We start from the raw sequence: 20,298 nt of genomic DNA on the forward strand, positions 1-20,298 counted from the left end.
GGCGCCTGGCTCATCGGAACCCTACGCGCCACCACACGAACCAGCCCAGTCCGCCACCTCTCCCTCACCCCAGCCGCCTGACCAGAGAAAACCAACAGCATCATTTTTCGTCCTGAAAGCCCCTTTCATGACACCCCCGGGCGACCATCCAGGAAAGCGACCACCGCGGCGCGGAACTCGTCCGGCGCCTCCAGCCACGGCACGTGGCCGACACCGGGCAGCCGCACCCGGGTCACCGAGGGCAATGCCCGTTCCAGCGAGTCGACGGCCCATCGGGGCCGGTTGTCCGCCATCCCGTCCACGATCAGCGTCGGCACCGGCAGCGACCGGCAAGCCGAGACGAGCGCGGATTCCGACACCGTCCGCATTTCCTCGCTCAGCGCGGCATTCGCCTCGTAGTTGATCGGGAACCAGGGCGTCGCCATCGCCTCGGCATGACGTGCGCCCTCCGCCACGAAATCGGCCGTCCACTGCAGCACAGCGAGTTCACGTTCTTCGGCCTCGTCGCGATCCTTCTCGCGAAGCTCGGCCCACCGCGAATACCGCTCCCCCAGCGCCCGCTCGAAGTTCCGCTCGAACTCCGGATGCCAGTCGTGACCGAGGCCGACCCCCGACACGTAGACGAGCGCGCTCACCCGCTCCGGATGCGCGAGGGCATAGAGGAGACCGAGATGAGCGCCCCACGAATGCCCGAGCACCGGGACGCGGTCGAGTCCGTGCCACTCACGGACGGCGTCGACGTCGGCCACCATCCGCTCCAGCGTGTACGGGCCGCGCGCCTCCGAGCGGCCGGCACCGCGCTGGTCCCACCGGATCAGCCGGAACCCCGGGCCTGGATCGAGGGTGCCGAACATGTCCCACAGGCCCGGGCCGCCGTGGCAGCACAGGATCGGTTCGCCCCGGCCGGTCGCCGAAGTCCACAGCTCACAGCCGTCATCGGTGATCACCCCGCGATTATCCGATAGGCGCGGCCGTCGCCGTTGGCTATCTTCCGCAGCATGACGACGTACACGCCGCCACAGCGGACGGCCACCCTCGCCGACGCGCCGGCCATCGCGGCGCTGATGCGGGCCTCGGTGCTGGAGTTGTTCCCCCGCTTCTACGACGAGACGCAGACCGCGAGCGCGGCGGAGCACATCGCGGCCATCGACCTGCGGTTGATCGAGGACGGCACCTACTTCGTGCACGAGGCGGACGGCGAGATCGTCGCCTGCGGAGGCTGGAGCAGGCGCAACAAGACGCACGCCGGCGCGGGCGACGCGGCCGACGACGAACGCCCGCTCGACCCGGCCATCGAACCGGCACGAGTGCGCGCCATGTTCGTCCGCGGTGACTGGACCCGGCGCGGGCTGGGGCGCGCGATCCTCGAGTCGTGCCGTCTCGCGGCGAAAGCCGAGGGGTTCACCTCGCTGACGCTGACCGCGACCATGCCCGGTGTCCCGCTGTACCTGTCGTTCGGCTTCACCGAAGTCGAACGGGTGACGGTGACGACGCCCGACGGCGTCGATCTTCCGGGCGCTGTCATGGCCAGGGACGTCGAACAGCCGGATAGGATCGGGGAATGATCTCCGGGGCCACCGCACTTTCGTTCGTCTTGATCTGCCTGCTCGGCGCGATGGCACCGGGCCCGGATTTCCTGGTGGTGACCCGCAGCGCGATCCTCGGCGGGCGCAAGGCCGGGATCGCCGCCGGACTCGGCATCGCGCTCGGCGTCTTCGTCTGGGTGGTCGCGATCGCGCTCGGCGTCGCGGCGGTCCTCACCGTATCCGCGATCGCCTTCACCGTGGTCAAGCTGATCGGCGCCGCGTATCTGGTCTTCCTCGGCGTCAAGGCGTGGCTGGCGGTGCGCCGCGGCGACTACAGCGACCTCAAGGACAAGGTGGCGCCCGTCCTCGCGCCCAGGGAAACGTTCCGCCAGGGCCTGCTCACCAATCTGCTCAACCCGAAGGTCGCGGTCTTCTTTCTCGCGCTGATCCCGCAGTTCCTTCCGCATTCGGCCTCGACCGGGCAGACCCTGCAGCTGGCTGTGCTGGCCACGACGGTGGCCGTGGTGTGGACCTTCACCCTGGCGACGCTGGTCGGTTCACTGCGGCGGTTCTTCGGCTCCGGCCGGGTGCGTCGCGCGATGGACGCGGTGATGGGCACCTTCCTGGTCGGGCTCGGGATCCGCGTCGCGGTCCAGAACTGAACGAAGGTGCCCGTCACACGGCGTCAGAGGGATTCGACGGCGAGGCGCGTGCCTTCGACACGGGCGGCGATCTTGGCGAACGCGGTCTCCCGCGACGTCGAGGTGTCGTCGGCGAACGGCGAGAACCCGCAGTCGTCGCAGGTGCCCAGCCTGTCCGGCGGGATGAACCGCGCCGCCCGGAGAACCCGGTCCCGGACCTCTTCGGGGGTTTCGACGCGCGGGTCGATCGGATCGGTCACGCCGACGAAGATCCGCTGCTCCGGACGGGAGTGCTCGGCGATCACCCGCAGCGCCCGATCGGGATCCGCCTCGCTGGCCAGCTGGACGTAGACGTTGCCCACCTTCAGCTGGAACAACGTCGGCAGAAGCCCGGCGTAGTCGACGTCGAGGCTGTGCACCGAGTCCTGGTCCCCACCCGGGCAGGTGTGCACGCCGATCTTCTTCCGTTCCTCCTCGGAGAACCGGTCGAGCACGGCGTTGTTCAGGTCCACAAAGGACTGCAGCAATCCCCCGGACGGGTCGAGCTTCAGGGACAACCTGCCCTCGGTGAAGTCGATCTGAACACTGTCCGCCCCCGCGTCGAGACTGCGGCGGATATCGGCCTCGGCTTCATTCACCAGGTCGGCGATGAACTGTTCTTTGTCATATCCGGCCAATTCTTCACCGGGATAGACGAGCCCGATCGCCGAAGCCGCGATCACCGCCTGCTTCACCGGTTTGGTCGCGTGCTTCTTGGCCTCGCGCAGATAGGCGTCGGCATAGGTCTGATAGCGGAAAGGCCCGGCGGTGAGCCTCGGAAGCTGCCGGGTGTGCCCGTCGGCGAAGGGGATGACGACGCCGTCCGGCGCCAGCGACGCGAGACCCGCCAACGGGTAGGTGGCGAAGCTCGGCTTGCCCTGTTCGCCATCGGTGATGACCGGCGAACCGGTCTCCTCCAAGCGTTTGATGGTGTCGACGAGGGCCTTTTCCCGCAACTCGCCGAGCCCGTCGGCGTCGAGCCGTCCGGCCGAATGCTCACCGAGCGCTTCGATGAGATAGGCCGGACGGGGAATGCTGCCGATCGGTTCGGTGGGTATGGTCATCGCGCGCGTCCTCCCGGATGGAGCAGCTTGCGGCCGCCGTGGCCACAAGCGCAGAAACTACCGATCACGCCACTTCTTGACGATCTTTCCGCGTGCCGAAACCACCAATGGCGCAACCATTCAGCCTATGAGGGGTGTTCCGTTCGCCGAGACGTATAGGCCGTTATACGAAATTTCGCGAAATTCGATGCTTACCTCGCCTTGCGCCTGGGTATTCCGTGGATGTCGACGGGCGGGGCGCGCCGAAGGAGAAACCGATGCTGAGCCATCACGATCGGCAAGAGCTGGAGAAGATCGAGCGCTGGTTCGAGCTCACCGAGCCGACGCTGGCCGCCCGGCTCCGCTCCGGAAAGCCCGCGCGGCCTCCCCTGGTCCGGCTGGCGGTCGTCCTGAGTCTCGACATCACCGCGGGCTTGCTGATGCTGCTGGGCATGGTGCTGAACAGTCCCGCTCTCTTGCTGACCGGGATGATCACCGTGACCACGGCGGTGATCGTGCACCTGTCCCGGTTCGGGCGCGACTGATCGTCTTCCCGCCCGCCGGTAGAGTCCGGGCGATACGTCCGGTTCACTGGGAGGAAGACGCATGCGGTTCATGATCATCATCAAGGCGGACGAGGATTCCGAAGCCGGGAAGATGCCGCCGATGGAAGCCTTGACCGCCATGGCGAAGTTCAACCAGGACATGCTCGACGCCGGAGTGCTGGTGGGCGGCGAAGGCCTGCAGGAGAGCTCGAAAGGCGCGCGGGTCACGCTCACCGCCGCCGGGTCCACGGTCACCGACGGCCCGTTCACCGAGGCCAAGGAACTCGTCGGCGGCTTCTGGATCGTCGATGTCCCGTCACGCGCCGAAGCGATCGAGTGGGCGAAGCGCTGCCCCACTCCCCCGACCGGTGACACCGTGCTCGAGGTCCGCAAGATCCTGGAAGCCGAGGACTTCGGTGAGAACTTCACGCCGGAGCTGCAGGAGAACGAGCAGCGGATGCGCGACGAGATCGCCGGACGGTCCTAAACTCCCGGCATGGCCGACCGGGAGTGGGTACTTCACGTCGACCTCGACCAGTTCATCGCGGCGGTCGAGATCGCCCGGCGGCCTGAGCTGCGCGGCAGACCCGTGATCGTCGGCGGCACGGGCGATCCGGCCGAACGGGCCGTGGTGGCGACGGCGTCGTACGAGGCGAGGGAGTTCGGCATCCGGTCCGGGATGCCGTTGCGAACCGCCGCGAAACGCTGTCCCGACGCGATCTTCTTGGCCACGGACGCGCCCGCGTACCAAGAAGTCTCCGATCGGGTGATGGCGACGCTGCGGGAGTTCCCGGTGGTGGTCGAGGTGCTCGGCTGGGACGAAGCCTTCCTCGGCGTCACCACCGACGACCCCGAAGCACTAGCCGCCGACATCAGGCTGGCGGTGGCCAAGGAGACCGGGCTGTCCTGTTCGGTCGGTGTCGGGGACAACAAGCTGCGCGCCAAGCTCGCCACCGGTTTCGCCAAACCGGCCGGGATCTTCCGTCTCGTCCAGGAGAACTGGTGGGACGTCATGGCCGAGAAGCCGTCGGACGCACTGTGGGGCATCGGCGCCAAGACCACGAAGAAGCTCGCCGAGGCCGGCTATCGCACCGTGCTGGAGCTGGCGGGCGCCGACCCGGCGGACCTCGCCGCCCGGTTCGGCCCGAAGCTCGGCCCGTGGTACCGGATCCTCGCCGGCGGGATCGGCGACACCGAGGTCACCGCGACGCCTTACGTGGCACGGTCCCGCAGCCGCGAGACGACCTTCCAGCAGAACCTGACCGATCCCGGGGCCATGGCCACCGAGGTCGTCGCGCTGGCGAAACGGGTCTCACAGGACGTCGCCGAGGAAGGCAGGCCCGCCGCGCGGGTCGCGGTCAAGGTGCGGTTCGCGCCGTTCCTGACCCATACGCACAGCGTGACCCTGTCCGCACCGACCGCGGACCCGGCCGAGATCGAGAAGGCGGCGCTGGCCGTCCTCGACCTGTTCGATCTCGCCAGACCGGTCCGCCTGCTGGGTGTCCGGGCCGAATTCCTCTCGGCGGCGGCGCGGCCCACGTCGCCTTGACAGCGCTCGCGGCGCTTTGCCATCCTGGTTCCGGGCCGAGAGGCGCTGCGACGGAATTCTTCCGCCACGCTCGGCCCGCTGCGACAGACGTAAGGGCGCCTCCCACCGCGGAGGTGCCTTTCTTGCGTCAGAACCCTTTTCCGGCCGTCGTCGTCGAGGCCGTGCGCTGAACCCCCGCACTGACACCGTTCTTCCCGCCACCGGCGAGAAGGACCGCTCCGCCTTGCCTTCCCTGATGAATGGAGAACCAGTGAGCCCCACCCTGTCCAAGGTCAACGGGATCGAATTCGCCGTCGCCGACCTCTCCCTCGCCGAGGCCGGTCGCAAGCAGCTGCGCCTCGCCGAGGTCGAGATGCCCGGCTTGATGGCGCTACGCCGCGAATACGCCGACTCGCAGCCGCTGAAGGGCGCGCGGGTCGCGGGTTCGCTGCACATGACCGTCCAGACCGCCGTGCTGATCGAGACGCTCGTCGCATTGGGCGCCGAGGTGCGCTGGGTGTCGTGCAACATCTTCTCCACGCAGGACGAGGCGGCCGCGGCCGTCGTCGTCGGCCCGGACGGCACCGTCGAGAAGCCCTCGGGCTCGGCCGTGTTCGCCTGGAAGGGCGAGACGCTCGCCGAGTACTGGTGGTGCACCGACCAGCTCTTCGACTTCGGTGACGGCCTCGTCCCGAACATGGTCCTCGACGACGGCGGCGACGCGACCCTGCTGATCCACAAGGGCGTCGAGTTCGAGGCCGCCGGCGCCGTGCCGCAGGCGACCGAGGAGGACGGCGAGGAGTACGGCCTCGTGCTGGAGACCCTGCGCCAGAGCCTGACCAAGGAGACCGGCCGGTTCACCCGCATCGCCAAGGAGGTCCGCGGGGTCACCGAGGAGACCACCAACGGCGTCAAGCGGCTCTACAAGCTCGCCAAGGAAGGCGAACTGCTCTTCCCGGCGATGAACGTGAACGACTCGGTGACGAAGTCGAAGTTCGACAACAAGTACGGCATCCGTCACTCGCTCATCGACGGACTCAACCGCGGCACCGACGTGATGATCGCGGGCAAGGTCGCGGTCATCTGCGGCTACGGCGACGTCGGCAAGGGCGCGGTGGAATCGCTGCGGGGCCAGGGCGCCCGTGTGGTCGTCACCGAGATCGACCCGATCTGCGCGCTGCAGGCGGCGATGGAGGGCCTCGACGTCGTGGAACTCGACGACGTCGTCGAGCGCGGCGACATCTTCATCACCACCACCGGCAACTTCGACATCATCATGGCCGACCAAATGGCCAAGATGAAGCACAACGCGATCGTCGCGAACGTCGGGCACTTCGACAACGAGATCGACATGGCCGGCCTCGCGAAGATCCCGGGCATCCAGAAGATCGAGATCAAGCCGCAGGTGCACGAGTGGGTCTTCCCCGCGACGGCCGACCGCGAAGCTCACTCGATCATCGTGCTGTCCGAGGGCAGGCTGATGAACCTCGGGAACGCGACCGGCCACCCGAGCTTCGTGATGTCGAACTCCTTCACCAACCAGACGATCGCGCAGATCGAGCTGTTCACGAAGCAGGGCGAGTACGCCACCGACGTCCACGTGTTGCCGAAGCACCTCGACGAGAAGGTGGCGCGCCTGCACCTCGACGCGCTGGGCGTCCGGCTGACGACGCTGACCAAGCGCCAGGCCGAGTACATCGGCGTGGACGTCGAAGGCCCGTACAAGCTGGACCACTACCGGTACTGAGGTCTTGCCGCCTCGTGAGTGGCGATTCGGGTTCTGGTGGACCCGTAGTTGCTTACCCGCCCGTCGGCCGGTACATCCTCGCGACGATGGAGGAATCGGGACACTCAACGTCCCGATCTTCCGTTGATCAAGGTTCGGGACGGGGTGACCTCGCGACGGTGAAGGATTTGGGACGTTCAAGGTCCCAAATCCTTCACCGTCGACCTGGCATCCGCCGGGATCGCCACCGTCGCGCAGGTCAGCGGCAGGTAGGCGAATACCGGCCCGCGCCAACCCGAATCGCCACTCACGAGATACGCGCCCTTCCACGGCTCGGCACCCTGGTCGCCTGCAGGACGTGAAGGTCGAGTTTCCTCGGCTGAGCCGAGGGAAGGGGGCCTTCACGCGCATCCGCCGTGACTGCTGGTGCGTCTGGGGCGAGCGTGGCGATCACGAACGTAGCGAAGGCCTCCCTCCCTACCTTCAGCGTAGGCAAGGGGCCCTTCACGGACCCGGCCTGCGATCAACCGCAGCCAGAACCCCACATCACCCAGGAGTCACTAGGCCGAATGCGTGAAAATTTCGGCCGGATGGACCTGTTTCTCACCGAATGAAGCGGGAATCCCTTGAGTAGCCACACCCCGGCAGCATGAGGCCGGACGACTACGAAGGAGAAGGTGCCCCCGTGATCATTCTCGGCGTCATCCTGATTGTCATCGGTGTCATCGCCAGCATCCCTGTTCTGTACTCGATCGGGATCGCGCTCGCGGTCATCGGCATCATCTTGGCCGTTCTCGGGAACACCGGGAAGGCCATCGGCGGTCGCGCCCACTGGTACTGAGCATTTACCCGAGACCGGTACCAGCGCTGAAACGGACCGGGCATCCGACGTTCCCCCACGTCGGATGCCCGGTCTGTTTTCGTCGTCCGCCCACCGGGTATCCGGCCTGGACGAGAAGAAGGAGGGAGAACCGATGGCCGGAACGGATCCTCGCCCGTACTTGGCGGAGGCGAGCTACCCGTGCGGACGCGACGAACTCCTGCGGGCCGCCGCGGCGGCCGGAGCGGGCGACGACGTCCTAGGTCCGCTGGGAGCACTTCCCGCGAGTGACTACGCGGACGGAGACGGGGTTTGGGACGCGATCCGCACCTCTGAAGGCCCTTCGATCCACGACACCGCGAAGGAAGCACCGTGACATGAAGGGGTCCCCCGGCTCCGAGGGGGAGGGAGAGCCGGAGGACCCCGTCATAGTTAACACATGTCCGGCCACTATGTACACGAATGCATACACCTTCGAGTGGCAATCGGTCCTGATCACCCGAATCGGGCGGGACTGGTGTATTGACCGCCGGTCAAGAAGCTCGTAACAGCAGCTGAGCCGACACCTCCGCGCACGAGCAGCCGCCGTCGACGTCGAAGCAGTCGATCGTCAGCGTGTGCCGGGCGAAGTCGAGGTCGACGCAGCCGTCTTCGCTGCATTCGGCGAATCCACCGTCGAGGTGGACCACCAGGGTTCCGTGGCAGTGGTCGAGTCCGCCAGTGCAGAACGCGCACTCCATGCTCATGCCGCCTCCCGCGATCAGGTCGAAGATCGCTCCGGAAAAGTTCTCCTCGATTGCCTTACTACCACCGAGGGACGACAGATCCTGGCATAGAGGCGGCGTGTCGCGGGACCCGGCCGGGTGATGCCGGGCACAACTGTCCACAAAGGAGAGTCAGGCGCTCTTGGGGGTCCGCTTGCCGGAAGCGGGTTTCTTGGCGGCGGTGGCCTTCTTGGCCGTCGACGGTTTCCGGCTCTTCTTCGCCTCGCTCACGCTGGCTTGCAAGGCCTCCATGAGGTCGACGACGTCGGCCTTCGCGCCGACGGCCTTCGGTTTCGCCGTCTCGTTCCCCGCGGCCTTGGCCTCGATCATGGCCTCCAGCGCCTCACGGTAGGAGTCGGTGTACTTCTCGTGCTCGAACACCGGCTCCGACAGCGAGTCGATCAGCGAACCCGCCATCGTCAGTTCCTGCGGCCGCACCTGCGGCGGATCCTCGTGCAGGAAGCCGAAGTCCGGGACACGGACCTCGTCGGGCCACAGCATCGTCGTCATCATCAGGACGTCGCTGTGCACCCGCAGGATCGCGAGCGTCTCCCGCTGCCGGATGGCCACCTTCGCGATCGCGACATGGCTCGCCTTCTCCAGCGCGTCACGCAGAACCACGTACGGCTTGACGGCGTTCTTCTGCGGTTCCAGGTAATAGGTCTTGTCGAAGTGGATCGGGTCGATCGACTCCAGCGGCACGAACTCGAGCACGTCGATCGCCCGCGAAGACGCCAGTGGCAGCTCGGACATGTCCTCGTCGGTGAGCACGACCATCTCGCCGTCGGGCAGCTCGTAGCCCTTGGCGATCTCGGCGTAGGGCACTTCCTCGCCGTCGATCGTGCAGAACCGCTTGTACTGGATTCGGCCGCCGTCGGCTTCGTGCACCTGGCGCAGCGAGACGTTCTTGTTCTCGGTGGCCGCGTAGAGCTGGATCGGGATGCTCACCAGCCCGAAGGACACGGAGCCCTTCCACATCGAACGCATCGCGCCGCACCTCCGCCGCCGTCACCTGCCGTACTCACGCACGGTGACAACGTTAACCCGAAACGGCTCACCGCGACAGTCCCGCGAACCCGGTCGCAGGACTGCCGCGGTCTTCGAATCAGGCTTCGGCCAGGTACTTCTCCGCCTTCGCGGGATCGAAGAACCAGTGCTGGAAGTCGGTCGGATCGGAGAACCCGTTCGCGAACCGTTGCGCCACGGCGGGCTTCTCCCCCGCCGCGCCGATGATCTGGAGCACGTGCGGGGGCGGCGGCTGCAGCATCGCGTTGGTCCACGTCGTGACGTGCTGGGCGTACTCCCAGTACTTCTCGAACGACGCCGTCATCCATTCCTCGTCGAACGGCTTGTCGCCGCGTTCGAGGATGGAGTCCAGATAGGACGCCGCGCAGTGGCTCGCGTTGTTCGAACCCTGGCCGGTGATCGGGTCGTTGGCCACCACGACGTCGGCCATGCCGAGTACGGCGGTCCCCGACGGCAGCTTGCCGACCGCGCTCCGCACGACCGGCGTGTACCCGCCGGCCAGCGTCGCCTTCTCGTCGGTCAGCACGGCGTTGCGCGAGCGCTCGTACTCCCACGGGAGGAACTGCTTCATCAGCGACAGGATCCTGTCGAGATGCTGCTGCGGGGTAGGCCGGTCGCCCCAGCAGTCGAGCGGCCCGCCGGGGACGCCCTCGAAGAACAGGATGTCGCAATTCCCGCTCAGCGTGTACGCGGGGATCATGAACAGCTCGCCCACACCGGGGATGATGTTGAAGCGCACCGCCGCCTTGTCCGGGTGCTCGGGCCGGGGCTCGAGGCCGTGCACGTAGGCGAGCGAAAGCGCGCGCTGCGGTTCGGTGTACGGCGAACGCTCCGGCATCCGGTCGAACAGCTGGACCAGCTCACCCTTGCCCGCCGCGATGACGACCAGGTCATACAGCTTCGCCAGCGGCGCGAGATCCGAGGTGGTGACGCCGTGGATGACGACCTTGCCGCCGCGATCCTCCACCAGCTCCAGCCAGGCCGCCATCTTCACCCGCTGGTCCACCGACTGCGCGTAGTGCTCCAGCGGCGCGAACCAGTCCAGCACGCGGCTGGAGTCCGGTCCGGCGATGGACACGCCGAGTCCCTCTACTCGGACGGTCTCGGCCTCCCACAGGTTCAGCTTGTGGTCCCGCTCGTGCTGCAAGGCGGAGTGGAACATGCACTGGGTCGACATCACCTTGCCGGACCGGATCTCGTCCGGTGTCCGCGCCGACATCACCGTGACGTCGTAGTCGTGGTTCAGCAGGCTCAAGGCCAGCTGCAGCCCCGACTGCCCGGCACCGACGATCAGAACCTTGCGCATCCTCGACGTTCCTCCCAGAACTGTTCAGCTGAGTGAAGCAAATTCCCGACCCGGTCCGGAGACCACCGCGAGGGACAGCGTGTGGGACACCAGTTCCCGCAGCGTCGCGACCGCCGACTTCGGGTCGCGGGCGTCGCAGGTGACCAGCGGGATGTCCGGGGACAGCGCCAGCGCGTCGCGGACCTCGTCGAGGTCGTGCACCGCCGTCCCCTCGAACTGGTTGACCGCGACGATGAACGGCAGCTCGGAGTCGTTCTCGAAGTAGTTGATCGCGGCGAACGACTGGTCGATCCGGCTGGTGTCGACCAGCACGACGGCGCCGAGCGCGCCGCGCGAGAGGTCGTCCCAGAGGAACCAGAAGCGAGCCTGGCCGGGGGTGCCGAACAGGTACAGGAGCAGGTCTTCACGCAGGGTGATCCGGCCGAAGTCCATCGCGACCGTGGTCGTGGATTTGGTCCCGGGCGGCACCAGCTCGTCGACCCCGGCACCTGCCTCGGTCATCCATGCTTCGTTGCTCAGGGGCGGGACCTCGGAGACGGAGCCGACGAACGTCGTCTTGCCAACGCCGAATCCACCGGCGACCACGATCTTGGCGGAGATCGCCAACAAATCGGCGTCAGACCGGGAGGCGCTTGAGTCCATCGAGGATCCTCTCGAGCACGTTCGTATCGTGGTTGTAAGCGTGGGCCGTCGGGTGCACGAAGACGGCGCCCTGGGTGGCGAGGTCCCCGATGAGCACGCGGACCACGCCCAAAGGCAGATCCAGTCCCACCGAGAGCTCGGCGATCGACGAGCGTTCGCGGGCGCGCTCGTACAGCGAACGCGATTCGGGCATCAGCGCCTCGGCCAGCGAAGGGTCATAGCGCGGAACCGAGATCAGGGTCTCCACCAGCAGCAGCTGGCTGCTCTTGGTGCGGCCGCCGGTCAGCGCGTACGGCCGGATTCTGCGGCTGCGCATCTTGACCGGCCGGTCCGGAGCTTGATCGCTGGACACGGTCATCCCTTCCTTCTCCGGATTCTCAGGCCTGCGGCCGTCGGGCGGTCAGGACCTGCCGGAGTCCCGCCCTCACCTCGGGGGTGAGGGCGTGACCGGCGTTGGTGATGAACTGGGTCATCTCGTAGGCGACGACCTTCATGTCGCAGTCCGGCTCGGTGAGCACCGCGAGTCCGGCCTCCGCGCCGATCCCCATGAACAGGAAGTACCCGCGGGTGAGCCGGATGATGATCTGCTCGCAGTTGCCCTTGCCGAACAGCGCGGCGCTGTTGCCCGCGAGGCTGAGCAGGCCGCTCGCGATGGCGGCGAGCTGCTCGGCGTCGTCACTGGACACCGATTCCGAAGCGGTCAAAGGGAAACCGTCGACGGACATGATCAGCGCGTGACTGGCGCCGTGCACCTTGCGCACGAAGTCGTCGAGCAGCCACGTGAAATCCGTGGTCGCGTCCTGGGCGGTCACTGGGTGTTTCCTCCGGTCTCACGCTCGTGCCGGTCATCGAGAGCGGCGCGCTCGCCGTCGCTGAAGGCATCGAGGTCTGCCAGCAGCGCCTCGTGCCCGTCCGCCGCGTCCGCGGGCGGGGTGGTCGGCGGGGCCGGTTCGTCGGGCAAAGTCCTGATACTGCGGGAAACCCGGCGCGGAAGACCGCTCGCCGTGGTGCCGCCGTCGGCGGCGGGCGGCTGGAAGGCCGTGCGCGGACGCGGGCTGGGCTTGCGTTCCGGTTCCGGTTCCACCGAGGTGGCCGGGCGGCGCCTCGGCAGCCCGGACGGCGTCGCGACGGGGTTTCCCACGGGGGCTCCGTTGGTGATCCTGGCCTGCGGCAGCACCACGGTCTGCGAGCCGGACCACTGCTTCTCGGCCAGTTCCGAGACCACCGGGACCGGCAGCAGCACGGTGGCGACCGTGCCGTGCGGGGTACGGCGGTCGAGTTTGACGATGATCTCGTGCCGGTCGGCGAGCCTGCCGACGACGGCGAGTCCCATGTGCCGCACCGAATCGTCGTCGAGTACCGGACCGGCCGCCAGGCGCTCGTTCAGCGCCGCGAGGCGATCGGGCGGCATGCCGATGCCCTCGTCCTCGATGCGGATCAGCACACTCCCCTGTTCGGTGAGGTGCGCGCTGACGCTGACCGGCGAACTCGGCGAAGACTGGTTCGCCGCGTTGTCGAACAGTTCCGCGAGGATCCGGCTGACGTCCTCGGCGGCGAAGCCGACGACACCGAGCGAAACGACGCGGCCGATCGTGATTCGCGAGTAGTGGTCGATCGACGACATCGCGGCCCGCATCACGTCGAGCACGGACGAAATACCGGCGGCCGTGTCGTCGGCGTCGCGGCCGGCGAGCACGCGCAGGTTCTCGGCATTGCGCCGCAGGCGGGTCGCCAGGTGGTCGAGCCGGTAGAGCTCGGCGAGGCGGTCGGAGTTGTCCTCCCCCGCCTCCATCGTCTCCAGTTGCGCGAGCAACTGGTCGAGGAGGTTGAGGTCGCGCAGCGCGACATTGGAACAGACGCCGGCGAGCGCGCCGGCGTCCGGCGCCTCCACGGCGGGCCGCTGTTCCACCACCGGCAGTTCGGCGGGCGGAGCCGACGGAGCGTGCCGGGGCGGTGCGGCGAGGAACTGCGCCGCGGCGACCCTGGAACGGTCCAGAAGAACCCGTGAGCGGTCAAGCAAGCCTCGAGCCCGCGTCACCATGTGCTTCCACTTCTTTCTCTTTCGCGTACCCGGACCGATGTCGCACTCCCCAGCACAACGACGGTCATGCAAGCAGAAGTCACTATCCGTGTCCACAGTCGGTTTCCGGCCAACCGCTGGCAGTGACGCGGTCTCGAAAGCGTTACGGCTGGTGAGCGGTGCCCACTAGGCCATTCGGCTCATCTTGAGTGTCCTGCGACACGGGGGATGTCCGAAAAGTGCGGACTGCGCAGAAATTTGCGCGCCCCGCAACTTTTGCTTACTCTGTCGGGGTGACCCTCGACCCGACCGCACCTCTCGGACTGCGCGAACGCAAGAAACGCGCGGCCCGTCGCGCCATGAGCGAGGCAGCGCTCAGACTCGCCGTCGAGAAGGGCGTCGAACAGGTCCGCGTCGAAGACATCTCCAACGCCGTCGGAGTCTCCCCGCGCACGTTCAACAACTACTTCTCCAGCAAGGAGGAGGCGATCTGCTCGTTCATCGTCGAACGGCAGGAACTCCTGCGGGAGGCGCTCCGTGAACGGCCCGCCGAAGAGAAGCTGTGGAAGGCGGTCAGCGCCGCGACGCTGGAGGCCTACAGCAGCTTGGGGGAACCGAATCGCGACTCCGTGACGCTGGCACGGTCACTGCTCCTGCACCCGTCGATGCAGGGCGAGTTCCTCAAGGCGCACGCCAAGGTCGAGCAGGTGCTGGCCGACGCGATTCTGGAACGTGCGGGCGCGGGCGTGGAAAACGCGTTGAACGCGCGGCTGATGGCGGCGATCGTGGAGTCCGCGGTGAAGACCGCGTTCTTCAGCTGGCTGATCCACGAGGGCGCCGGGCCCTTTCTGGAGACACTCGCGGTGCTCCTGCACGAAGCCTCCGCGGGCATCCCCTCGCTCACCGGGTCCGGACCCGAACAGGTGAGAAAACCGAAGAAGCAGTAACACCCTACCCACCACTGGGGGAGAAACCGTTGTGCTGACGAAGCTGTTGCGCATTCACCTGCGCCCCTACCGGCGAGACCTGTGGCTGATCGTCCTGCTGCAGTTCGTCCAGACCCTCGCCGGGCTCTACCTGCCCACGCTGAACGCCGACATCATCGATCACGGCGTGGTCAAGGGCGACATGGACTACATCCTCGGTGTCGGCGGCGTCATGCTGCTGGTTTCGCTGGTGCAGATCGCCTGCTCGATCGGCGCCGTCTACTTCGGCGCCCGCACCGCGATGGCGGTCGGCCGCGACGTCCGCGGCGCGATCTTCCACCGGGTGCAGGACTTCTCGGCCCGCGAAGTCGGCCAGTTCGGCACGCCGTCGCTGATCACCCGCACCACCAACGACGTCCAGCAGGTGCAGATGCTGACGTTGATGGCGTTCACCCTGATGGTGTCCGCGCCGATCATGTGTTTCGGCGGCATCATCATGGCCCTGAACCAGGACGTCACGCTCTCGTGGCTGCTCGTGGTCGTGGTGCCGATCCTCGGCGTCTCGGTCGGGATCATCATCGCGAAGATGCGGCCGGCGTTCCGGCTGATGCAGGAGCGGATCGACAAGATCAACCAGATCCTGCGCGAGCAGATCATGGGCATCCGCGTGATCCGGGCGTTCGTCAAGGACACCCACGAGCGGCGGCGGTTCACCAAGGCCAACACCGAACTGCTGGACGTCTCGCTGATCGTCGGCAGGCTCATGGCGCTGATGTTCCCCATCGTCATGCTCGTGATGAACGCCTCCAGCGTGGCCGTGCTGTGGTTCGGCGGGCTGCGCATCGACGACGGCAGCATGCAGATCGGCGCGCTCACCGCCTTCCTGTCCTATCTGATGCAGATCCTGATGGCGGTCATGATGGCCACCTTCATGTTCATGATGGTGCCGCGCGCCGAGGTCAGCGCCGAGCGCATCACCGAGGTGCTCGACACGCACACCAGCGTCGTCCTCCCCTCGAACCCCGTCAGTCCCGGTGAAGTGCACGGACGGCTCGAACTGTCCGATGTGGAATTCCGCTATCCCGGTGCGGAAAAGCCGGTGCTACAGGAGATCTCACTGCTGGCCATGCCCGGTGAGACGACCGCCGTCATCGGCAGTACGGGCAGCGGGAAGACCACGCTGCTGAACCTGATCCCCCGGTTGATGGACGCCACCGACGGCTCGGTGCGCGTCGACGACGTCGACGTCCGGGAACTGCATCCGACAGTGCTGTCCGACGCCGTCGGGCTGGTGCCGCAGAAGCCGTACCTGTTCGCCGGGACGGTGGCGAGCAACCTTCGCTACGGCAAGGCAGACGCCACCGACGAGGAACTGTGGCACGCGCTGGAGGTGGCACAGGGCAAGGACTTCGTCGAGCGGATGCCCGACGGGCTGGACTCCCCCATCTCCCAGGGCGGGACCAACGTCTCGGGCGGGCAGCGGCAGCGGCTCGCGATCGCGCGGATGCTGGTGCGGCGCCCCGAGATCTACCTCTTCGACGACTCCTTCTCCGCGCTCGACTACGCGACCGACGCCGCGCTGCGGCGGGCGCTGGTGGCCGAGACCGCCGAGGCGACCGTGGTCATCGTCGCGCAGCGGGTCAGCACGATCCGCCACGCCGACCGCATCATCGTGCTCGACGAAGGCCGCGTCGTCGGCAACGGAACGCACACCGAACTCATGAACGGCAACGAAACCTACCGGGAAATCGTGCTGTCCCAGCTGACCGAGCAGGAGGCCGCCTGATGAGCGCGCCCGAATCCACGGCGGACACTTCGACCGCCCCGGCCAAACCGATGGGTGAGCGCGCGAGCGCGGCACGCGGGCCTGGTCCCGGCGGAGGCGGTTTCGGCCGCGGCCCCGGCGCCTTCGCAGGCGGACAGCCCGCCGAAAAAGCGCTCGACTTCAAAGGGTCGTTCAAACGGTTGCTGGGCCTGCTGAAACCGCAGCGCGCCCTGCTGTACGGCATCCTGCTCTTCGGCGTCGCCAGCGTCACGCTGAGCGTCGTCGGCCCGAAGATCCTCGGCATGGCGACGGACCTCATCTTCGCGGGTGTCGTCGCGAAGGACATGCCCCCGGGGGTGAGCAAGGAAGCGGTCATCGCCGGGCTGCGGGCGGAAGGCAACACCACGCTCGCCGACCTGTACTCGGGGATCGACTTCGTACCGGGCCAGCGGATCGACATCGACGCCGTCGGCCAGGTCCTGATGTGGGTGCTGCTGCTCTACATCGTGGCGTCGTTCTTCGCGCTCCTGCAGTCGCGGCTGACCACGAACCTGGTCCAGCGGGCGGTGTTCGAACTGCGGGAACAGATCGAGGCGAAGTTCGCCAAGCTCCCGCTGAGCTACTTCGACCGCCAGCCGCGCGGCGAGGTGCTGAGCCGGGCGACCAACGACATCGACAACCTCGCGCTGTCCCTGCAGCAGACCCTCGCGCAGATCGTGTCCTCGCTGCTGATGGTCATCGGTGTGCTCGTGATGATGTTCGTCATCTCGCCGGTACTCGCGCTGGTCGCGCTGCTTTCGGTGCCGGCTTCGGTGTTCGTCGCGGCCAAGATCGGCAAGAAGGCGCAGCCGCAGTTCATCAAGCAGTGGTCCACCACCGGGCGGCTCAACGCGCATATCGAGGAGATGTACACCGGGCACTCGCTGGTCAAGGTGTTCGGCCGCCGGGAGGAGGCCGAAGAGGTCTTCCGCGAGCACAACGACACGCTCTACGGCGCGAGCTTCAAGGCGCAGTTCATCTCGGGCACCATCCAGCCCGCGATGATGTTCATCGGCAACCTGAGCTACGTGCTGGTGGCCGTGATCGGCGCGCTGCGGGTGGCGTCCGGGACGCTGTCGCTCGGCGACGTCCAGGCGTTCATCCAGTACTCGCGGCAGTTCAGCCAGCCGGTCACGCAGATCGCCAGCATGGCGAACCTGCTGCAGTCCGGGATCGCGTCCGCGGAGCGGGTCTTCGCGCTGCTCGACGCGGACGAGCAGGAGCCCGAGCCCGCCGAACCCGCGCGGGTGGAGAAGGTGCGCGGCCAGGTCGAGTTCGAGCACGTGTCCTTCCGGTACGCCGCGGACACACCGCTCATCGAAGACCTGTCGCTCACCGTCGAACCGGGGCACACCGTGGCCATCGTCGGTCCGACCGGCGCGGGGAAGACCACGCTGGTCAACCTGCTCATGCGGTTCTACGAACTCGACGGTGGCCGGATCACCCTCGACGGCGTCGACATCGCCGAGATGGACCGCGAGGACCTGCGGGCCAAGACCGGAATGGTGCTGCAGGACGCGTGGCTGTTCGGCGGCACGATCGCGGAGAACATCGCCTACGGTTCCGAGGGCGCCACGCACGAGGAGGTCCTCGCGGCGGCCAAGGCGACCCACGTCGACCGGTTCGTCCGCACCCTGCCCGACGGCTACGACACGGTGATCGACGACGAGGGCGGCACGGTCAGCGCAGGCGAGAAACAGCTGATCACCGTCGCGAGGGCGTTCCTGGCGAAGCCCGCGATCCTCATCCTCGACGAGGCGACCAGTTCGGTCGACACCCGGACCGAGGTGCTGATCCAGCGGGCGATGAATTCGCTGCGCGAAGGGAGGACGAGTTTCGTCATCGCGCACCGGCTCTCCACCATCCGGGACGCGGACGTCATCCTCGTGATGGAGGACGGCTCGATCGTCGAGCAGGGCGATCACGAAACGCTGCTGCTCACCGGAGGGGCGTACTCGCGGCTCTACGCCGCGCAGTTCGCGGAGGCACTGGCCGAAACCGACTGAGCCATGTCGGACCGAAAGCCCCTTTTCCCGCCTTACCGTGGGAAAAGGGGCTTTCAATCACCCGTACGGACCGTGAACGGCGCTAGGCTTGCGTGACCGGATCCGGAGAGGGGTGCGCTGGCCGACCATGGCGGAGAGACTCGGCGAATATCGCCGTAAGCGCAGACCGGGGCGGACTCCCGAACCCCTTCCGGATCGCGATGGGGAGACCGGGGCCGACGACCTCTTCGTCATCCAGGAACACCATGCGAGCAGCCTGCACTGGGACGTCCGACTCGAACGGGACGGCGTGCTGGTCTCCTGGGCGGTGCCGAAGGGCCTGCCGATGTCGCCGGACCTCGAACGCCTCGCCGTGCACACCGAAGACCACCCGATGGAATACCTCACCTTCGAAGGCGAAATACCGGCCGGCGAATACGGCGGCGGCACCATGACGATCTGGGACGCCGGCCGGTACGAAACGCTGCATTTCAACAACCACAAGGTCGAAGTCGTCTTCCACGGGAAACGAGCACGCGGGAAATACCTGTTCCTCAATGTGAAGAAGGACGGGAACGATCGAGGCTGGCTGCTCAAACGGCTCGACCCGGCGGAACCGGGCCGCGCGGAACTCCCCCCGTTCCTCGCCCCGATGCTGACCAAACCGGGGCGTCTCCCCTCGACCGGCGAAGACGCGGAGTGGGCCTACGAATTCGACTGGTCAGGGCGCCGCACCTTGATCCGTGTCTCCGGGGGCAGGATCACCGCCTACGACGATTCGGGCGACGACGTCACCGGGCTGTACCCCGAATTCCGCGGGCTGGGCGAGCAGCTCGGTGCCGCCGAAGCCTTTCTCGACGGGGAAATCGTCGTCTTCGACGGCGGGAAGCCGAGTCCGGAAGGGCTCGGGCACCGCGCACGGGCGACGAAGAACTCCGCGAAACGGCTCACCGCGCGCTATCCGGCGTTCTACCTGGTGAACGACCTCCTGCACCTGGACGGCCGTTCTTGCGCAGAGTCGCCTTACGTCGAACGTCGGGAACTCCTCGACGGGCTCGGCCTCGCCGGACCGCATTGGCAGGTCCCCCGGTTCTACCTCGGCGACGGCGGCGCGGTCGCCAGGGCGGCGCGCGAACACGGGCTCGCCGGTATCGTCGCCAAACGGGCGAACTCCGCTTACCACCCGGGAAAACGTACCGGGGAATGGCTTTCGATCACCGGAACCAGGGTCCAGCAAGTCGTACTGGGCGGCTGGCGGCCGGGCGGGGGCAGCCGGGCGGGCACGTTCAGTTCGCTGCTGCTCGGTGTCCCGCACGAAGACGGCTTGCGGTACATCGGAAACGTCGGCGTCGGTTTCGCCGCCGACGAGCTCGAGGAGCTGTCCCAGCGGTTGTTCCGCTTGGAGCGCAAGACATCCCCGTTCAGCTCCGTCCCGGACAAACAGGCACGGGACGCGCACTGGTCACGGCCGACCATCGTCGGCGAGGTCGTCTTCGGCGGCTGGACCGACGCGGGCTGCCTGCGCAATCCGCGCTGGCGTGGTTTGCTGCCGGACGTCGCCGCGGACGAGGTCGAACTCGACGGTTAGCCTCCTAGAGTCGCACGTCCTCTACGTCCCGCCGGACGTCGAGGACGGCGCCGACCCCGCTGATGTCCAGAATCCGTGACACCAGCGCGGTTTTCACGATCACCGAGAACCGGGGCGTCGCGGCGTTGGCCTCCTCGAGGGCGTGCAATCCGGCGCAACTGAGGAAACCAACGCCGGAAAGGTCCAGGATCACCCGATTTCCCGTGCCACACGCACCGGTGAGCTCGGTGCGGAACCGTCCGATCGTGGCCGCGTCGATCTCCCCCACAGCAGTGAGGATGAGGACGCCGTCATCACGGCGGCTGGTGGTCACGGCCAGGGGCGGCGATTCGCCGGGTACGCGCTGGCCAGGCAACATTGGGGGCGCCT

At 67.2% G+C, this 20,298-nt stretch carries 22 protein-coding genes; 12 read left to right on the plus strand and 10 right to left on the minus strand.

Annotated elements, in window-relative coordinates:
* Positions 1-125: 125 nt before the first annotated feature.
* Positions 126-947 (minus strand): alpha/beta fold hydrolase, encoded by an 822-nt coding sequence (locus ACFOSH_RS13920; RefSeq protein WP_378239260.1) that lies wholly within the window; start codon positions 945-947, stop codon positions 126-128.
* Positions 948-998: 51 nt separating this feature from the next.
* Here ACFOSH_RS13920 and ACFOSH_RS13925 point away from each other — a divergent pair, with 51 nt between their 5' ends.
* Both ACFOSH_RS13925 and ACFOSH_RS13930 read left to right on the plus strand, forming a co-directional pair.
* A complete protein-coding gene (locus ACFOSH_RS13925; RefSeq protein WP_378239261.1) occupies positions 999-1,565 on the plus strand; it encodes a GNAT family N-acetyltransferase in 567 nt (188 codons plus the stop codon).
* Complete coding sequence (locus ACFOSH_RS13930; RefSeq protein ID WP_378239262.1) at positions 1,562-2,188, plus strand: LysE family translocator; 627 nt, start codon at positions 1,562-1,564, stop codon at positions 2,186-2,188. The genes ACFOSH_RS13925 and ACFOSH_RS13930 overlap by 4 nt, the downstream gene beginning before the upstream one ends.
* A 23-nt stretch (positions 2,189-2,211) precedes the next feature.
* Here ACFOSH_RS13930 and ACFOSH_RS13935 read toward each other — a convergent pair whose 3' ends face one another.
* The gene (locus ACFOSH_RS13935; RefSeq protein ID WP_378239263.1) at positions 2,212-3,270 is read right to left on the minus strand and encodes a cobalamin-independent methionine synthase II family protein; all 1,059 of its coding nucleotides are present in this window, start codon (positions 3,268-3,270) and stop codon (positions 2,212-2,214) included.
* Between the two features lie 257 nt (positions 3,271-3,527).
* Between ACFOSH_RS13935 and ACFOSH_RS13940 the strand changes: the two genes are divergently transcribed.
* The 6 genes from ACFOSH_RS13940 to ACFOSH_RS13965 all read left to right on the plus strand — a co-directional run bounded on the left by ACFOSH_RS13940 (position 3,528) and on the right by ACFOSH_RS13965 (position 8,244).
* Positions 3,528-3,794, plus strand: a complete 267-nt coding sequence (locus ACFOSH_RS13940) for a DUF3040 domain-containing protein (protein ID WP_378239264.1) — start codon at positions 3,528-3,530, stop codon at positions 3,792-3,794.
* 61 nt (positions 3,795-3,855) lie between these two features.
* Positions 3,856-4,281 (plus strand): YciI family protein, encoded by a 426-nt coding sequence (locus ACFOSH_RS13945; RefSeq protein WP_378239265.1) that lies wholly within the window; start codon positions 3,856-3,858, stop codon positions 4,279-4,281.
* Between the two features lie 9 nt (positions 4,282-4,290).
* A complete protein-coding gene (locus ACFOSH_RS13950; protein WP_378239266.1) occupies positions 4,291-5,343 on the plus strand; it encodes a DNA polymerase IV in 1,053 nt (350 codons plus the stop codon).
* A 250-nt stretch (positions 5,344-5,593) separates the two neighbouring features.
* On the plus strand, positions 5,594-7,069 hold the full coding sequence (gene ahcY / locus ACFOSH_RS13955) for an adenosylhomocysteinase (RefSeq protein ID WP_378239267.1): 1,476 nt from the start codon (positions 5,594-5,596) through the stop codon (positions 7,067-7,069).
* 664 nt (positions 7,070-7,733) lie between these two features.
* Complete coding sequence (locus tag ACFOSH_RS13960; protein WP_005159014.1) at positions 7,734-7,889, plus strand: DUF6131 family protein; 156 nt, start codon at positions 7,734-7,736, stop codon at positions 7,887-7,889.
* Positions 7,890-8,022: 133 nt separating this feature from the next.
* Positions 8,023-8,244: a DUF2795 domain-containing protein gene (locus ACFOSH_RS13965; protein ID WP_378239268.1), complete on the plus strand. Its 222-nt coding sequence runs from the start codon at positions 8,023-8,025 to the stop codon at positions 8,242-8,244.
* Positions 8,245-8,401: 157 nt separating this feature from the next.
* On the opposite strand, the gene ACFOSH_RS13970 is transcribed toward ACFOSH_RS13965, so the two are convergent.
* From ACFOSH_RS13970 to ACFOSH_RS14000, 7 genes are all read right to left on the minus strand, one after another.
* Positions 8,402-8,614: a hypothetical protein gene (locus tag ACFOSH_RS13970; protein WP_378239269.1), complete on the minus strand. Its 213-nt coding sequence runs from the start codon at positions 8,612-8,614 to the stop codon at positions 8,402-8,404.
* Positions 8,615-8,764: 150 nt separating this feature from the next.
* The gene (gene ku / locus ACFOSH_RS13975; protein ID WP_378239270.1) at positions 8,765-9,619 is read right to left on the minus strand and encodes a non-homologous end joining protein Ku; all 855 of its coding nucleotides are present in this window, start codon (positions 9,617-9,619) and stop codon (positions 8,765-8,767) included.
* 118 nt (positions 9,620-9,737) lie between these two features.
* Complete coding sequence (locus ACFOSH_RS13980) at positions 9,738-10,964, minus strand: styrene monooxygenase/indole monooxygenase family protein (RefSeq protein ID WP_378239271.1); 1,227 nt, start codon at positions 10,962-10,964, stop codon at positions 9,738-9,740.
* Positions 10,965-10,988: 24 nt separating this feature from the next.
* Entirely contained in the window at positions 10,989-11,606 is a 618-nt protein-coding gene (locus tag ACFOSH_RS13985; RefSeq protein ID WP_378239272.1) for a GTP-binding protein, read from the minus strand.
* Positions 11,581-11,964: a DUF742 domain-containing protein gene (locus ACFOSH_RS13990; RefSeq protein WP_039918479.1), complete on the minus strand. Its 384-nt coding sequence runs from the start codon at positions 11,962-11,964 to the stop codon at positions 11,581-11,583. Before ACFOSH_RS13990 ends, ACFOSH_RS13985 begins: the two co-directional genes overlap by 26 nt.
* 19 nt (positions 11,965-11,983) lie before the next feature.
* Complete coding sequence (locus tag ACFOSH_RS13995) at positions 11,984-12,418, minus strand: roadblock/LC7 domain-containing protein (protein WP_005159022.1); 435 nt, start codon at positions 12,416-12,418, stop codon at positions 11,984-11,986.
* Entirely contained in the window at positions 12,415-13,647 is a 1,233-nt protein-coding gene (locus ACFOSH_RS14000) for a sensor histidine kinase (RefSeq protein ID WP_378239273.1), read from the minus strand. Before ACFOSH_RS14000 ends, ACFOSH_RS13995 begins: the two co-directional genes overlap by 4 nt.
* Positions 13,648-13,919: 272 nt before the next feature.
* Here ACFOSH_RS14000 and ACFOSH_RS14005 point away from each other — a divergent pair, with 272 nt between their 5' ends.
* The 4 genes from ACFOSH_RS14005 to ACFOSH_RS14020 all read left to right on the plus strand — a co-directional run bounded on the left by ACFOSH_RS14005 (position 13,920) and on the right by ACFOSH_RS14020 (position 19,929).
* Positions 13,920-14,573: a TetR/AcrR family transcriptional regulator gene (locus ACFOSH_RS14005; protein WP_378239274.1), complete on the plus strand. Its 654-nt coding sequence runs from the start codon at positions 13,920-13,922 to the stop codon at positions 14,571-14,573.
* A 31-nt stretch (positions 14,574-14,604) separates the two neighbouring features.
* Positions 14,605-16,338 (plus strand): ABC transporter ATP-binding protein, encoded by a 1,734-nt coding sequence (locus ACFOSH_RS14010; protein ID WP_378239275.1) that lies wholly within the window; start codon positions 14,605-14,607, stop codon positions 16,336-16,338.
* Positions 16,338-18,362 carry an ABC transporter ATP-binding protein gene (locus ACFOSH_RS14015; RefSeq protein ID WP_378239276.1) on the plus strand — a complete coding sequence of 675 codons (2,025 nt, stop codon included), beginning with the start codon at positions 16,338-16,340 and terminating at the stop codon, positions 18,360-18,362. Before ACFOSH_RS14010 ends, ACFOSH_RS14015 begins: the two co-directional genes overlap by 1 nt.
* Positions 18,363-18,489: 127 nt before the next feature.
* Positions 18,490-19,929 carry a DNA polymerase ligase N-terminal domain-containing protein gene (locus ACFOSH_RS14020; RefSeq protein WP_378239277.1) on the plus strand — a complete coding sequence of 480 codons (1,440 nt, stop codon included), beginning with the start codon at positions 18,490-18,492 and terminating at the stop codon, positions 19,927-19,929.
* Between the two features lie 4 nt (positions 19,930-19,933).
* Here ACFOSH_RS14020 and ACFOSH_RS14025 read toward each other — a convergent pair whose 3' ends face one another.
* Positions 19,934-20,287, minus strand: a complete 354-nt coding sequence (locus ACFOSH_RS14025; protein ID WP_378239278.1) for an STAS domain-containing protein — start codon at positions 20,285-20,287, stop codon at positions 19,934-19,936.
* Between the last annotated feature and the right edge of the window lie 11 nt (positions 20,288-20,298).

Source organism: Amycolatopsis speibonae (assembly GCF_042647925.1).
GTDB lineage: Bacteria > Actinomycetota > Actinomycetes > Mycobacteriales > Pseudonocardiaceae > Amycolatopsis > Amycolatopsis speibonae.

Excerpts from the sequence above, each read along its gene's own strand:
- ACFOSH_RS13940 (WP_378239264.1), top strand. The coding sequence starts at position 3,528 with ATGCTGAGCCATCACGATCGGCAAGAGCTGGAGAAGATCGAGCGCTGG.
- ACFOSH_RS13985 (WP_378239272.1), bottom strand. The coding sequence starts at position 11,606 with ATGGACTCAAGCGCCTCCCGGTCTGACGCCGATTTGTTGGCGATCTCC.
- ACFOSH_RS13965 (WP_378239268.1), top strand. The coding sequence starts at position 8,023 with ATGGCCGGAACGGATCCTCGCCCGTACTTGGCGGAGGCGAGCTACCCG.
- ACFOSH_RS13935 (WP_378239263.1), bottom strand. The coding sequence starts at position 3,270 with ATGACCATACCCACCGAACCGATCGGCAGCATTCCCCGTCCGGCCTAT.
- ACFOSH_RS14000 (WP_378239273.1), bottom strand. The coding sequence starts at position 13,647 with ATGGTGACGCGGGCTCGAGGCTTGCTTGACCGCTCACGGGTTCTTCTG.
- ku (WP_378239270.1), bottom strand. The coding sequence starts at position 9,619 with ATGCGTTCGATGTGGAAGGGCTCCGTGTCCTTCGGGCTGGTGAGCATC.
- ACFOSH_RS14020 (WP_378239277.1), top strand. The coding sequence starts at position 18,490 with ATGGCGGAGAGACTCGGCGAATATCGCCGTAAGCGCAGACCGGGGCGG.
- ACFOSH_RS13990 (WP_039918479.1), bottom strand. The coding sequence starts at position 11,964 with ATGACCGTGTCCAGCGATCAAGCTCCGGACCGGCCGGTCAAGATGCGC.
- ACFOSH_RS13925 (WP_378239261.1), top strand. The coding sequence starts at position 999 with ATGACGACGTACACGCCGCCACAGCGGACGGCCACCCTCGCCGACGCG.
- ACFOSH_RS13980 (WP_378239271.1), bottom strand. The coding sequence starts at position 10,964 with ATGCGCAAGGTTCTGATCGTCGGTGCCGGGCAGTCGGGGCTGCAGCTG.
- ACFOSH_RS13950 (WP_378239266.1), top strand. The coding sequence starts at position 4,291 with ATGGCCGACCGGGAGTGGGTACTTCACGTCGACCTCGACCAGTTCATC.
- ACFOSH_RS13970 (WP_378239269.1), bottom strand. The coding sequence starts at position 8,614 with ATGAGCATGGAGTGCGCGTTCTGCACTGGCGGACTCGACCACTGCCAC.
- ACFOSH_RS14015 (WP_378239276.1), top strand. The coding sequence starts at position 16,338 with ATGAGCGCGCCCGAATCCACGGCGGACACTTCGACCGCCCCGGCCAAA.
- ACFOSH_RS13930 (WP_378239262.1), top strand. The coding sequence starts at position 1,562 with ATGATCTCCGGGGCCACCGCACTTTCGTTCGTCTTGATCTGCCTGCTC.
- ACFOSH_RS14025 (WP_378239278.1), bottom strand. The coding sequence starts at position 20,287 with ATGTTGCCTGGCCAGCGCGTACCCGGCGAATCGCCGCCCCTGGCCGTG.
- ACFOSH_RS13945 (WP_378239265.1), top strand. The coding sequence starts at position 3,856 with ATGCGGTTCATGATCATCATCAAGGCGGACGAGGATTCCGAAGCCGGG.